The sequence below is a fragment of the Pantoea sp. M_9 genome (assembly GCF_008631385.1).
GTDB classification, from domain to species: Bacteria; Pseudomonadota; Gammaproteobacteria; order Enterobacterales; family Enterobacteriaceae; genus Pantoea; species Pantoea eucrina.
Map to the genome: position 1 here is coordinate 115,756 of NZ_VWUF01000008.1, position 13,774 is coordinate 129,529.

At 59.1% G+C, this 13,774-nt stretch carries 11 protein-coding genes; 8 read left to right on the top strand and 3 right to left on the bottom strand.

Features of this window, described 5'->3' with window-relative positions:
* The first annotated feature begins 112 nt into the window (after window positions 1-112).
* Genes F3I15_RS12835 through pstB form a run of 3 tightly spaced genes read left to right on the top strand, consistent with a single transcriptional unit; the run spans window position 113 to window position 4,584 of the window.
* A complete protein-coding gene (locus F3I15_RS12835; protein ID WP_150018168.1) occupies window positions 113-2,206 on the top strand; it encodes an ABC transporter permease subunit in 2,094 nt (697 codons plus the stop codon).
* A complete protein-coding gene (gene pstA / locus F3I15_RS12840) occupies window positions 2,203-3,804 on the top strand; it encodes a phosphate ABC transporter permease PstA (RefSeq protein ID WP_150018169.1) in 1,602 nt (533 codons plus the stop codon). The genes F3I15_RS12835 and pstA overlap by 4 nt, the downstream gene beginning before the upstream one ends.
* A 12-nt stretch (window positions 3,805-3,816) precedes the next feature.
* The gene (pstB, locus tag F3I15_RS12845) at window positions 3,817-4,584 is read left to right on the top strand and encodes a phosphate ABC transporter ATP-binding protein PstB (protein ID WP_150018170.1); all 768 of its coding nucleotides are present in this window, start codon (window positions 3,817-3,819) and stop codon (window positions 4,582-4,584) included.
* An 813-nt stretch (window positions 4,585-5,397) separates the two neighbouring features.
* On the opposite strand, the gene purN is transcribed toward pstB, so the two are convergent.
* Both purN and purM read right to left on the bottom strand, forming a co-directional pair.
* Entirely contained in the window at window positions 5,398-6,033 is a 636-nt protein-coding gene (purN, locus tag F3I15_RS12850; RefSeq protein WP_150018171.1) for a phosphoribosylglycinamide formyltransferase, read from the bottom strand.
* On the bottom strand, window positions 6,030-7,070 hold the full coding sequence (purM, locus tag F3I15_RS12855) for a phosphoribosylformylglycinamidine cyclo-ligase (RefSeq protein ID WP_150018172.1): 1,041 nt from the start codon (window positions 7,068-7,070) through the stop codon (window positions 6,030-6,032). The genes purN and purM overlap by 4 nt, the downstream gene beginning before the upstream one ends.
* A 240-nt stretch (window positions 7,071-7,310) precedes the next feature.
* Here purM and upp point away from each other — a divergent pair, with 240 nt between their 5' ends.
* From upp to hda, 3 genes are all read left to right on the top strand, one after another.
* Window positions 7,311-7,937, top strand: coding sequence for a uracil phosphoribosyltransferase (gene upp, locus F3I15_RS12860; protein ID WP_150018173.1), 627 nt, complete (start codon window positions 7,311-7,313; stop codon window positions 7,935-7,937).
* 248 nt (window positions 7,938-8,185) lie between these two features.
* The gene (gene uraA / locus F3I15_RS12865) at window positions 8,186-9,469 is read left to right on the top strand and encodes a uracil permease (protein ID WP_104085278.1); all 1,284 of its coding nucleotides are present in this window, start codon (window positions 8,186-8,188) and stop codon (window positions 9,467-9,469) included.
* A gap of 93 nt (window positions 9,470-9,562) precedes the next feature.
* On the top strand, window positions 9,563-10,264 hold the full coding sequence (hda, locus tag F3I15_RS12870; RefSeq protein WP_223810716.1) for a DnaA inactivator Hda: 702 nt from the start codon (window positions 9,563-9,565) through the stop codon (window positions 10,262-10,264).
* A gap of 2 nt (window positions 10,265-10,266) precedes the next feature.
* On the opposite strand, the gene F3I15_RS12875 is transcribed toward hda, so the two are convergent.
* Window positions 10,267-11,730, bottom strand: a complete 1,464-nt coding sequence (locus F3I15_RS12875; protein WP_150018175.1) for a M48 family metallopeptidase — start codon at window positions 11,728-11,730, stop codon at window positions 10,267-10,269.
* A gap of 643 nt (window positions 11,731-12,373) precedes the next feature.
* On the opposite strand from F3I15_RS12875, the gene F3I15_RS12880 reads away from it, so the two are divergent.
* Window positions 12,374-12,979: a DsrE family protein gene (locus F3I15_RS12880; RefSeq protein ID WP_150018176.1), complete on the top strand. Its 606-nt coding sequence runs from the start codon at window positions 12,374-12,376 to the stop codon at window positions 12,977-12,979.
* Window positions 12,980-13,003: 24 nt separating this feature from the next.
* Window positions 13,004-13,612 carry a DsrE family protein gene (locus F3I15_RS12885; RefSeq protein WP_094111938.1) on the top strand — a complete coding sequence of 203 codons (609 nt, stop codon included), beginning with the start codon at window positions 13,004-13,006 and terminating at the stop codon, window positions 13,610-13,612.
* The last annotated feature ends 162 nt before the right edge of the window (window positions 13,613-13,774 follow it).

Here is a 13,774-nt window from a genome sequence, read left to right on the forward strand (position 1 = left end):
GTCTCCTTCACCATTATTGCTAGAGTATGGCAGGCTTGTCCAACCGCAACAGTTGTCTTATCAATCCGCTACGGGCAACATAGCGACTCTCTAATCTGAATCCCTGACCGGCATGAGCATAAACCATATTCCTGTTGAATTTAATGACCGTCGCCGGCGCGCCATCGATCGCTTCGTGCGGCGCATGGTGACGGCGTGCGGCGCAGGAATATTGCTGCTGATGCTGCTGCTGTTCTTCTGGCTTATCTGGGTAGTCCTGCCTCTGTTCAGCGCGCCACAGCTTCAGCCTGCGCTCAGCCAGCAGCTGTGGGATAAAACGCCGGCGCTGGCGCTGGGCAGCAGCGGCACGCTGGGCTGGCGCATCAGCCGTCATGAAGCGCGCTTTATTCCGCTTAACGGCGACCCCGCCGGACCGGCGCTGGCGCTTTCGGACGCGCCGCAGGCCGCCGTGACCAGCAGCGCGGCTGATGCCGTGTTACTTAACGTGCAGGGCGCACTGCTGTTGATGCAGCCGCGGATAGAGCACGATCGCGGCGAGTGGTATTTTCCGCTGGGCGATCGGCCGCTGCGCCTGCCGCAGGGTGCCGTCAGCCAGATGGCGCTGGCGCACATCGGCGACGGGCAGTGGCGTATTGCTGCACAGACGCCGTCGGGGATCAGCGTGCTGACGCTGGCCAGTCAGCAGCCTGTCAGTCAGATTATGCTGCCGCAGCAGCATGCCGACCAGCTGCTGCTGTCGCCTGACGGCACGCAGCTCTTTACCAGCCGTGAACGCCAGCTGCAGGTGTGGCAGATTAGCGCTGAGGGCGCGCAGCTGCGCGAAACGCAGGCGCTGACGCAGCCGGTTGCGAGCCTGCATATGCTGGCGGGTGGCCGGACGCTGCTGATCAGAGACGATCGCGGTGTCAGCCAGTGGTTTGCCATTACCGGCGAGCGCGGTCCGCGCCTGCAAAAAATCAAAACCTGGCACGGCTCGCAGGGGGCGCAGGGCGTGGTGACAGAGTCACAGCGCCGGGTATTTGCCAGCTGGGATGCGCAGGGCGTACTCAGCCTGTTTGCCAGCAAACAGTCAGGCCCGATCCTCACGCGTCAGCTGACGCCGGGCATACAAGCAATTGCCTTTTCGCCGCGCGGCGACGGCGTGATCGTGGAGCGCGCCGGGCGCTGGCAGCAGTTCCGGATTGATAACCCGTGGCCTGATGTCACCTGGCGTAGCCTGTGGCAGAAAATCTGGTATGAAAATTATCCGCACGCTGACTGGGTGTGGCAATCCACCGCTGCCGGTGACAGCTATCAGGCGAAGTTCAGCCTGGTTCCGCTGGTTATCGGTACCCTCAAGGCCGCCGCGCTGGCGCTGCTGTTTGCCACGCCGCTGGCGCTGGCTGCCGCTATCTACACCGCCTGGTTTATGTCGCCGGGACTGCGGCGCTGGGTTAAGCCCGGCATTGAGATGATGGGCGCGCTGCCGAGCGTGGTGATCGGCCTGATTGCCGGTATCTGGATGGCACCGCATATCAGCCATGCGCTGGCGGGCGTGCTGCTGCTGCCGGTGATCCTGGCCGCTACGCTGCTGCTGTGCGGCGTGCTGAGCCCGCGTCTGCCGGCGCGCTGGCGTCGTCCGGGTGTCGAGGTGCTGTTGCTTCTGCCGCTGCTGCTGCTGGTCACGCTGCTGACGCTATGGCTGGCAGCCCTGCTCTGGCCGGACGCCGGTGAACAGCTTATCCACTACGAACAGCGCAATCTGCTGGTTGCCGCAGTGGCAATGGGGTTTGCGCTGGTGCCGCTGATATTTACCCTGGCAGAAGATGCGCTGTTCAGCGTGCCGGGGGCGCTCGGACAGGGATCGCTGGCGCTGGGTGCCACGCCGTGGCAGACCCTGACGCGGGTCGTGCTGCCCGGCGCTTCTGCCGGGATTTTTGCCGCACTGATGATCGGTTTTGGCCGGGCGGTGGGCGAGACGATGATCGTGCTGATGGCCACCGGCAACACGCCGGTGAGCGAAGGCGGGCTGTTTGCCGGGCTGCGCGCGCTGTCAGCGAATATTGCGATAGAGATGCCGGAGGCGGCAGCGGGCAGTGCGCACTACCGCATCCTGTTTCTCAGCGCGCTGCTGCTGCTGCTGTTTACGCTGGTTATCAACACGGTAGCAGAAGTGATCCGCCAGCGGCTGCGCCGGCGTTATGGCCAGCATGAGGGACAGGGATGAAAAACGCACATCGTCAGAACGATCGCTGGCGCTGGCTGACGGCGGGTGCGGTGGCGGTCTGTTTACTGGCATTTACGCTGCTGATTGGCCTGCTTGGCTGGCAGGGCGTGCGCGCATTCTGGCCGCAGCCGGTGGATCGCTATCAGTTTCAGGCTCCCGGCGCGTCGCCGGTTACGCTGCTGGGCGAGACGCTGCAGGCAGAGCGGCAGAGTAGCGGATGGCGTTACCTGGTAAAAACCGGCAACCGCGATATTGCCGCCCCCGATTTCCGCGTCATTTACAGCGCCGGACCCGCGCTCGCGGAACAGCCGCGTGACGTGCTGGTGCTGCAACGGCGCAACGGCGGTAACGCGTACGGCTGGCTGGTGGCGCTGCGGGAAGACAACGAGACGCTCACCGCACACAACCGTGATGCGCTGCTGCAGCAGCGCCTGCAGCAGGTACAGGATCTGCTGCGCCAGGCAGAGGATATTCGCCGTATCGATATGGCGCGGCTCAATGCGCAGCTGGAAAATCTGCAGCAGCAGGCGGATGAGCAGCAGCGCGAGCAGCGTTTTGGCCTGCAGCAGCAGTCAGAGTTTGATGCTAACAGCGCGGCGCTGCATCGTCGCTTCAGCGCGCTGGCTCAGCAGCTGGCGCATCTGCAGCAGGCGAGCCAGCGCGATACGCTGATCCTGCGCGACGCACAGGGTGCAGAACATACTATCCCGCTGGCGCAAATCGTTGCGGCCTGGTATCCCAATCACATGAGCCTGCCGCAAAAAACGCAGCACTTTTTGCGGCAGGTATGGCAGTTTGTCAGCGACTCACCGGCGGCTGGCGGCAGCGAGAGCGGCGCGTTTCCGGCTATCTTTGGCACGGTGCTGATGGTGGTACTGATGTCGGTCATCGTTATGCCGCTCGGCGTAGTAGCTGCCGTCTGGCTGCATGAGTATGCCGGACGTCACGCCCTGACGCGGCTGGTGCGTATCGCCGTGGTAAATCTCGCGGGCGTCCCCTCTATTGTTTATGGCGTATTTGGTCTCGGTTTTTTTGTCTGGCTGATCGGCGGCACGCTCGATCAGCTCTTCTTTTCCCGGGCGCTGCCGAACCCGACCTTTGGTACGCCGGGCCTGCTGTGGGCGTCGCTGACGCTGGCACTGCTGACGCTGCCGGTAGTGATTGTGGCGACAGAAGAGGGGTTGTCACGGATACCCGATACGCTGCGTCAGGGATCGCTGGCGCTGGGAGCAACGCAGGCGGAAACGCTGTGGCGGGTGGTACTGCCGCTGGCGGTGCCGGCGATGCTCACCGGACTGATTCTGGCGGTGGCGCGCGCAGCGGGAGAGACGGCGCCGCTGATGCTGGTCGGCGTGGTCAAAATGGTGCCGGAGCTGCCGGTAGACGCCGTATTCCCTTATCTGCATCTTGACCGCAAATTTATGCACCTCGGCTTTCAGATTTACGATCTGGCCTTTCAGAGCCCGAACATCGACGCCGACAGGCCGCTGGTTTATGCCACTGCGCTGCTGCTGGTCATGATTATTCTGTCGCTGAATCTGCTGGCGATGGTGCTGCGCCATCGGCTGCGCGAACGCTACCGGCTGATGACGCACTAACAAGGTTGAAATATGACGTCCACTGAGAACATTGCGCTAAGCGTAAACAAGCTATCGCTCTGGTACGGCGAGCGCCAGGCGCTGAACGCTATCGATCTGCAGATCCCGAAAAACCGCATTACGGCGCTGATTGGACCATCCGGCTGCGGAAAATCCACGCTGCTGCGCTGTTTTAACCGTATGAACGATATGATTAGCGGCTGCCGAACCGAAGGCGAAATCCTGCTTGATCGGCTGCCGGTAATGCAGGCAGGGCAGGATCTGCCTGCCCTGCGGCGGCGCATCGGCATGGTGTTCCAGCGCCCTAATCCGTTTCCCAAATCGATCTATGAGAATGTGGTGTATGGCCTGCGTCTGCAGGGGGTGCGCGACCGCCGGGTTTTAAATGAAGCATGCGAACGCGCACTGCGCGCGGCGGCGCTCTGGGGAGAGGTGAAAGATCATCTGTCGCAGAACGCGCTGACGCTCTCCAGCGGTCAGCAGCAGCGGCTGGTGATCGCCCGGGCAATTGCCATTGAGCCGGAGGTGTTGCTGCTGGATGAGCCCACTTCCGCGCTCGACCCTATCTCAACGCTGGTCATTGAGGAGCTGATGACCACGCTGAAAGCGCATTTCACGCTGGTGCTGGTGACGCATAATATGCAGCAGGCGGCCCGCGTGTCTGATTACACCGCGTTTATGCATCAGGGACAGCTGATTGAGTTCGGCGAAACCGATCGGATTTTCACCGCACCCGGTGTACGCCGCACCGAAGAGTACATTACCGGCCGGTTTGGTTAACGCCGGTTACCGGGGGCGTCATCGCGTTCTAACCCAGGGGCGCATCAATGCGCCCCCTACGGGGCGGGGGATAAATGTAGGGGGCGCATTCATGCGCCCCGGGCCGCGGGATATCGAACGGGCGTCATCACCTTTCGTACGTAAATTCACCCAGGGGCGCATCAATGCGCCCCCTACGGGGGGGACGATAAACGTNCGGGATATCGAACGGGCGTCATCACCTTTCGTACGTAAATTCACCCAGGGGCGCATCAATGCGCCCCCTACGGGGGGGACGATAAACGTAGGGGGCGCACTCATGCGCCCCGGGCCGCGGGATATCGAACGGGCGTCATCGCGTTCTGACCCAGGGGCGCATTAATGCGCCCCCTACGGGGCATGGGATAAATGTAGGGGGCGCATTTATGCGCCCCGGGGTTCGGGATATCGAACGGGCGTCATCACCTTTCGTACGTAAATTCACCCAGGGGCGCATCAATGCGCCCCCTACGGGGGGGACGATGAACGTAGGGGGCGCATTCATGCGCCCCGGGATGCAGGATATCGAACGGGCGTCATCACCTTTCGTACGTAAATTCACCCAGGGGCGCATCAATGCGCCCCCTACGGGGGGATGGGGATAAATGTAGGGGGCGCATTCATGCGCCCCGGGGTTCAGGATATCGAACGGGCGTCATCGCGTTCCGCATGGGAATCCACCCAGGGGCGCATAAATGCGCCCCCTACGGGGGGGACGATAAACGTAGGGGGCGCATTCATGCGCCCCGGGTTGCGGGCTATCGAACGGGCGCATTTATGCGCCTCAGGCACCCCTTACGGGGCGTACCCTTGTGCGGGCAGAGGCTGACCATCCAGCCATGCTTTTCCGTCGCGCATCACCAGCCGGCCATCGGTGAACCAGCTAATGGCCAGCGGATAGATGGCATGCTCCTGATGCTGCACGCGTGCCGTTATCTCTGCTTCATCATCACCGGGAAAAATCGGTACCCGCGCCTGAAGAACGACCGGACCGCCATCCAGCTCATCGGTGACAAAATGCACCGACGTGCCGTGCTCTTTATCGCCGTTCTCCAGCGCCTGGCGATGGGTATGCAGGCCAGGATATTTTGGCAGCAGGGAAGGGTGGATGTTCAGCAGGCGATCGTGATAGTGCGCAACAAAGGCGCTGCTGAGAATGCGCATATACCCTGCCAGCACTACCAGATCGGGCTCAAAGGCGTCTATCTCCTGCATCAGCTGGCGATCAAAAGCTTCGCGATCGGGAAAGTCGCGGGGCGACAACGCCAGGCCCGGCACGCTCGCCTGCTGCGCGCGCGTCAGGCCATAAGCGCTCTCTTTATTACTGAAAACGGCAGCAACGCTGCCGTTGATCCGCCCGCTGGCGCAGGCGTCAAGGATGGACTGAAGATTGCTGCCGTTGCCGGAGATCAGTACAACCAGTTTTTTCATGAATTGATAACCACACGCTCTGCGGAATCAGACGCTTTAATAACGCCGATTTTCCACGCCTGCTCACCGGCATCCTGCATCAGCTGGACCGCTTTGTCTGCTTCAGCCGGGCTGAGGGCAATCACCATGCCGACGCCGCAGTTAAAGGTGCGATACATCTCATGGCGGCTGACGTTACCCGCCTGCTGCAGCCAGCTGAACACCGCCGGCCACTGCCAGCTCTGCTCATCCAGTACCGCCTGCGTATTGTCAGGCAGCACGCGCGGAATGTTTTCCCAGAAGCCGCCGCCAGTAAGATGGGCAATGGCGTGCACATCAACCTGCTCAATCAGGCTCAGAATATTTTTTACATAGATGCGGGTCGGGGCCAGCAGGTGATCGGCCAGCGACTTACCTTCCAGCTGCTCGCGTTCCGGATCGGTGGCGCTGACTTCCAGAATCTTGCGCACCAGCGAATAGCCGTTGGAGTGCGGGCCGCTTGCCCCCAGGGCAATCAGGACGTCACCATCCTGAACTTTACTGCCGTCGATGATCTCCGATTTCTCCACCACGCCGACGCAGAAGCCGGCGACATCGTAATCTTCGCCGTGATACATGCCCGGCATTTCCGCCGTCTCTCCCCCTACCAGCGCACAGCCTGACTGCAGGCAGCCTTCGGCAATACCGGTGATCACCGCAGAGGCGGTATCAACGTCCAGTTTGCCGGTAGCGTAGTAGTCGAGGAAGAACAGCGGCTCGGCGCCCTGTACCACCAGGTCGTTTACACACATCGCAACCAGATCGATGCCGATGCTGTCGTGACGCTTAAGATCCATCGCCAGGCGCAGTTTGGTACCGACGCCATCCGTTCCCGAAACCAGCACCGGCTCGCGATATTTCTGCGGCAGCGCACACAGCGCGCCAAAGCCGCCCAGCCCACCCATTACTTCCGGGCGGCGGGTTTTCTTTACTACGCCTTTAATACGGTCAACCAGATCGTTACCAGCATCAATATCAACACCGGCGTCTTTGTAGCTGAGAGAGGTTTTGTCGGTCACTGCGGAATCCCCACGCGATTGCGATTGGTGGCAAAAATTAAGCGCGGCAATTCTAACAGCGCAGGCAAACGTTTGCGAGTCTGATCTCACGCCCGATATTCGTTGTGTCAGATTTTCTTGATTCCGCTATTCTCAGGACAGGCAGCCATCCCCTTGCGCGATCCGCTGTGGCGCAAAAGCAAAAAGGCGGTATAATCCGGCGATTTTTTTTTAGCTCAACTCAATTCCGGGAGAACAATCATGAAAATCGTGGAAGTCAGACACCCGCTGGTTAAACACAAACTGGGCCTGATGCGTGAGCATGATATCAGCACCAAACGCTTTCGCGAGCTGGCCTCGGAAGTGGGCAGCCTGCTGACCTATGAAGCCACCGCCGATCTTGAAACCGAACGCGTAACGATTGAAGGCTGGAACGGCCCGGTTGATGTTGATCAAATCAAAGGTAAAAAAATTACCGTCGTCCCTATTCTGCGTGCCGGTCTTGGCATGATGGAAGGGGTACTGGAGCACGTGCCGAGCGCGCGTATCAGCGTGGTGGGTGTCTACCGCGATGAAGAGACGCTGGAGCCGGTGCCCTATTTCCAGAAGCTGGTCTCTAACATCGAAGAGCGCATGGCGCTGGTTGTCGATCCGATGCTGGCGACCGGTGGCTCAATGATTGCCACCATCGACCTGCTGAAAAAAGCGGGCTGCAGCAGCATCAAGGTGCTGGTACTGGTGGCGGCACCGGAAGGCATTGCCGCGCTGGAGAAAGCGCATCCGGACGTTGAGCTGTACACCGCGTCAGTCGATCGGGGGCTGAATGAGAAAGGCTATATCATTCCGGGTCTCGGCGATGCCGGCGATAAGATCTTCGGCACGAAGTAATGTTTACTCCGGGCTGTTTTGCTGGTCGCGTTGCCTTCGGGCAGTGCCCGAAACCGTTGCCTGCGCCGGCAGGCTTCGCGCTGGCCGTGAACCCATTGCCGCCAGCAACGCCCGGCCTGCAGCTGCAGGCAGAATATGCATTACCATTTTCAAAAAATAGTATTTGAGCAGCCGACCAGAGAGTCGGCTTTTTTTTAACAAAAAAACAGTAATTAACCGCCTGTCATACAGGAAGGGAAGGGGATACGATGACGAGACGTGCCATTGGGGTGAGCGAACGCCCGCCGCTGCTGCAAACCATTCCACTCAGCCTGCAGCATCTGTTTGCGATGTTTGGTGCCACGGTGCTGGTGCCGATCCTGTTTCATATTAACCCGGCGACCGTGCTGCTGTTTAACGGCGCAGGTACGCTGCTCTATCTGTTTATCTGCAAAGGTAAAATACCTGCTTATCTCGGCTCCAGCTTCGCCTTTATTTCACCGGTACTGCTGCTGCTGCCGCTGGGTTACGAAGTGGCGCTGGGCGGCTTTATCCTGTGTGGTCTGCTGTTCTGCATTGTGGCGCTGATTGTGAAAAAAGCGGGCACCGGCTGGCTGGATGTGATGTTTCCACCCGCCGCGATGGGCGCTATTGTCGCCGTGATCGGGCTGGAGCTGGCAGGCGTGGCGGCCAATATGGCGGGCCTGCTACCGGCAGAAGGTACGGCACCGGACAGCACCACCGTACTGATCTCCATGGTGACGCTGGCGGTTACGGTGTTCGGCTCCGTACTGTTTCGCGGTTTTCTTGCCATCATCCCGATTCTGATTGGTGTGCTGGTGGGTTATGCGCTCTCATCAATGCTGGGCATTGTTGACTGGCGCAGCGTGGAGAACGCGCCCTGGTTTGCGCTGCCAACCTTCTACACGCCACGCTTTGAGTGGGCGGCCATGCTGACCATTCTGCCTGCCGCGCTGGTGGTGATTGCCGAACACGTCGGGCATCTGGTCGTGACGGCAAATATTGTGAAGAAAGATCTGATCCGCGATCCGGGGCTGCACCGCTCCATGTTCGCGAACGGCCTCTCAACCATGTTCTCCGGCTTTTTTGGATCAACGCCCAATACTACCTATGGTGAAAACATCGGTGTGATGGCGATCACCCGCGTTTACAGCACCTGGGTTATTGGCGGGGCGGCGATTTTTGCCATTCTGCTCTCCTGCGTGGGCAAGCTGGCGGCAGCGATTCAGGCGATCCCGGTGCCGGTGATGGGTGGCGTATCGCTGCTGCTGTATGGCGTGATTGGCGCTTCCGGTATTCGCGTGCTGATTGAATCAAAAGTGGATTACAACAAAGCGCAGAACCTGATCCTGACCTCGGTGATCCTGATCATCGGCGTGAGCGGTGCCAAAGTTCATATCGGTGCGGCAGAGCTAAAAGGCATGGCGCTGGCCACGCTGGTCGGCGTTGCGCTGGCGCTGATTTTCCGGGTTATCAATATTTTACGCCCGGAAGAGGTGGTGCTGGAGGCGCAGGAGCAGCAGGATCGCTAAGCGCGACCGCCGGGCAGGGACGCCCGGTTCATCTCTGCAGAGGATCGTGATAAACTTGCGCCGTTTTCTGCCCGCTCACTTGCTGAGGTACTTCTGAACACGCCGGCACAGCTCTCACTGCCACTCTACTTACCCGATGATGAAACCTTTGCCAGCTTCTGGCCAGGGGAGAATCCGTCGCTGCTTGCCGCACTGCGCGGCGCACTGGCGCAGCAACACGGCAGCTATCTCTACTTCTGGTCGCGCGAAGGTGGTGGACGCAGTCACCTGCTGCACGCGGCGTGCGCCGAAATGTCTGCCCGCGATGAAGCGGTAGGCTATGTGCCGCTGGATAAGCGGACCTGGTTTGTGCCGGAGGTGCTGGAAGGCATGGAGAATCTGGCGCTGGTCTGCATCGACAATATTGAGTGTATCGCCGGGGAAGCGGAGTGGGAGATGGCGATATTTGACCTCTATAACCGCATTCTTGAAACCGGTAAAACCCGCCTGCTGATCACCGGCGATCGGCCGCCGCGCCAGCTCAGTCTCGGCCTGCCCGATCTGGCCTCTCGTCTCGACTGGGGACAAATCTATCGTCTGCAGCCGCTCTCAGATGAGGATAAATTACAGGCGCTGCAGCTGCGCGCCGGGCTGCGCGGTTTTGAGCTGCCGGAAGATGTCGGGCGTTTTCTGCTGAAGCGTCTCGATCGTGAAATGCGCACGCTGTTTGAAACGCTGGATCGTCTCGATCGCGCCTCTATCAGTGCCCAGCGCAAACTGACGATCCCGTTTGTTAAAGAGACGCTCGGACTCTGACGTTACCCTTTCTGATACTGCCGGAAACGCCGCTGCAGCTCACGCAGCTGATCGATACGCGCGTCATAACGCGCCTGCTTCAGGCTGCCAAGCGGCACCTGTGCGCTGGCGCTGCCCAGCGCGGTAATAGCCTGATCGAGCTGGCCGCTGAGCGCCAGGCTCTCCGCCCGCGCTGACAGCTCTTCATCGCGTAATCCCTGTGCCGCCGACGCCTGCGCCAGCAGATCCCAGGCGTTAAGATCGTCCGGATGGGCAAAGGTATAGCGGTTGAGGATGCGGCTGGCGCTGGCGGGCTGTTTCGCTTCGACATAAGCGTTAGCCAGGTTGAGCTGCAGCACCGGATTAGTGCCGCCGCCGCGGGCGCTGCTCAGCATAGCGATCGCCTGCTGCGGCTGGTTGAGCCCCAGATCGATATCGGTCATCAGATCAAGGAACCAGACGTTGTCAGGCTGCTTCGCCAGCAGCGGCGCCAGCGTACGTTTAGCATTCGCAAAATCTTTGGCCTGCAGAAACTGCACCGCTTTGCCATACTGCGCGGCCTGCTGTTCACGCAGATTGCCTTTCGCATACTCATTCAGCAGATCGTCGGTGAGCTGATTGCGGCCGGTAGGATACATGCCAAGCACGCGCACCTTCGCCATATAGAAATCCTGCGACGACTGTACCACCACCGGACGCATCTGGTTTGCGCGGTTGCGCGCGTCAGAGAGACGGCTGTCGGGCAGCGGGTGCGTCAGCAGAATTTCCGGCGGGCGGGAGGAGAAGCGCGTCTGGTCGGCAAGCTTCTCCAGGAAAGCGGGCATCGCCTGCGGATCAAAACCGGCCCGCTGCAGCACCTGAATACCGATGCGATCCGCCTCCTGCTCATTACCCTGCGTAAAGCTGATAATGCCCTGCTGGGTGCCTGCCAGCGTACCGGTCAGCGCCGCCATCCCCGCCTGCGGATTTGCCATCGCCAGCAGAATAGAACCCAGCGCGCCAACCCAGGTCAGCGGCGCGCTGCGTTTCTGCTCCTCCATGGCGCGCGCCAGATGGCGCTGCGTCACGTGTGAAATCTCATGCGCCATCACCGAGGCGAGCTGGCTCTCATTATCGGTATAGCGGAACAGTGAAGCGTGCAGCACCACGTTGCCGCCAAAAAAGGCAAAGGCGTTGAGCTCGTCATTCTGGATCAGGAAAAAGTGAAACGGCGTGCGCACTGAACCGGCGTGCGCGACCAGACGCTGCCCCAGCGCATTAATGTACTGGTTCAGCAGCGGATCCTGAATCAGTGGCGCACTGGCCCGCAGCTGGCGCACGTAAAAATCGCCCATCTGCAGTTCCTGATTAATAGAGAGCGTGGAACCCGCCGTCGTGCCGATGTCGGGCAGATTATCACTGAGGTCGGCGCGTGCGCTGAGGGCTGGCGTCAGCAGCAGCGCAGGAATGAGGGTGGCCAGTACGGAGATACGCAGTCGTTTTAACATGCCTCGATCCTGATGATGCTCATCTGTCGCCGGACAGAAGAGAGGGTAAATGTTCGATGTGAATCGGGTTTTCTGCTCTGTCGCTATCTTAACCGCAGGCCGACGGGTTGCAAAGAGAGCGGTCGCAGAAGCGCAAAACAGAGCGTGCAGAGCGATGAGTCGCTGATTTGCCGCAAAAAACTGAACAGTAATGCAGCGACAGATATAAGGTTATGCTGCAATGAATTCAAAGTTACGTAAAGTTGCTCAAAAATATTGAATCTGGCATGGATTTTTCCAGGTATTCTCTGAAAAACAGGGCTGACCCGGCCTTAACTATCACTCTGTTCCATCAGCTTTTTTTATCATCAGCGCGGGATGAAAACGGACCTTAACAGAAATTAATGGTCAGGATTGATCCGTTCGTCAACCCGGCCAGTAAGCACAAGTAAACCGATTTCCCGGCCATCCTATTCTGCAGCGCTGCCACAATGACCATCGAATTCACTGTTTAATCAGCATCGCTAATTATGTTGTGCGCAACTAAAGCGCGATTACACCGCGCCGGTCAGTCACGCCGTTCCGCATACGCTGTGGTATAGATAAGGCACTTTTTTTCCCTATGGACTGTTAATACACGTGCCGTGTATGCCGGAGAGTATGTATGCGTTCAGCAGTAAGCTACGCCCTGATTGCTGTTCTGGGAGGCGTGGTCGGAGCAGGAATAATTAAAGGAGACGACCTCTATCAGCGTGTAGCGAAACATTTTACCGCTGAGCCTGCCGATCCCGAAGGATTCTGGAGCACGCCCGCCGTTGAAGGCTATGGCAAAATTCATTACGAAGCGGATGCCGCATTTAAGCCGGTGGCCGGCCTGAGCAATAAGGTGGTTTTCCAGCTCACCAAAAATGAGGGTGACATCAAACGTCCTAACCTCGGGCTGGAGCGGGTTGCGCGCGTGGTTAACCTCTACGTTGCCTCCGGCGTTCCTGTTGATCAGCTGGAATTTGTTGTCTCTATGACCGGCGATGCGACGCCTGCCACGCTGGATAACAGCCACTTCAGACAGTTTTATGGCATCGATAACCCTAATCTGCCGCTGATCAATGCGCTGAATAAGCTGGGCGTAAAAGTGTCCGTTTGCGATCAGTCTGTTGCCTTTCACCACTATCCCAATGCCTGGATCGATCGTTCCGTGATCCATGCGCTCTCCAGCCCGACTACGGTCTCCACGCTGGAAAATCAGGGCTATGCCCTTTTGCAGATGTAATCGTTTCGGTTAAGGAGAAACAGAATGCGTGTAGCGTCTTATATTGTTATCGCCGCGCTGGCAGGATTTGTCGGCGGCAATGTGTTACAGCTTCCTGAGCTGGTGGATAAGGTCAGCGGTAAATTCGCCGATAAAAAAGCGGAGCCTGCTGACTTCTGGAGCACGCCGGCAATCGCCGGCTATGGCAAAATTCACTTCGTGAACACGCCTGACTACAACCCGGCAACGACACCCGGGCTGAGCAATAAAATTGTGTTTCAGATCAACCGCAGCGAAGGCGATATTCACCAGGCTAACCTGGGCCTGGAGCGCGTGGCGCGCGTGACCAACCTCTATTATGCGGCGGGCGTGCCGCTTAATCAGCTAAACTTTGTGGTCTCCATCAACAGCGATGCCGTACCGGCTGCGCTGAACAACGAGCAGTTTCATAAGGCGTACGGTTTCGATAACCCGAACCTGAAACTGATCGATGAGCTGAAAAAAGCGGGCGTCAAAGTTACTATCTGCGACCAGTCCGTGGCGTTTCACCAGCTGCAGCGTGACTGGATCGATACCCGTGTGACCCATACGCTCTCCAGCGGCACGACGGTCGCCACGCTGCAGAATGAAGGGTACGCCTTTTTAATGCTGTAACATGCGCTGACAGCGGTGCAGGCCGCTGTCACTTCCCTGCCTCCCTCCGCAAACCGATCCAGCGTAAAACAGAGTTCTGTTGCCAGAGCAGCAGGATGATCCGTGCTGAAACGACCTGAGCGGTGTACACTTGTCTCTCTTTTATAACAATAAGTGACCCTC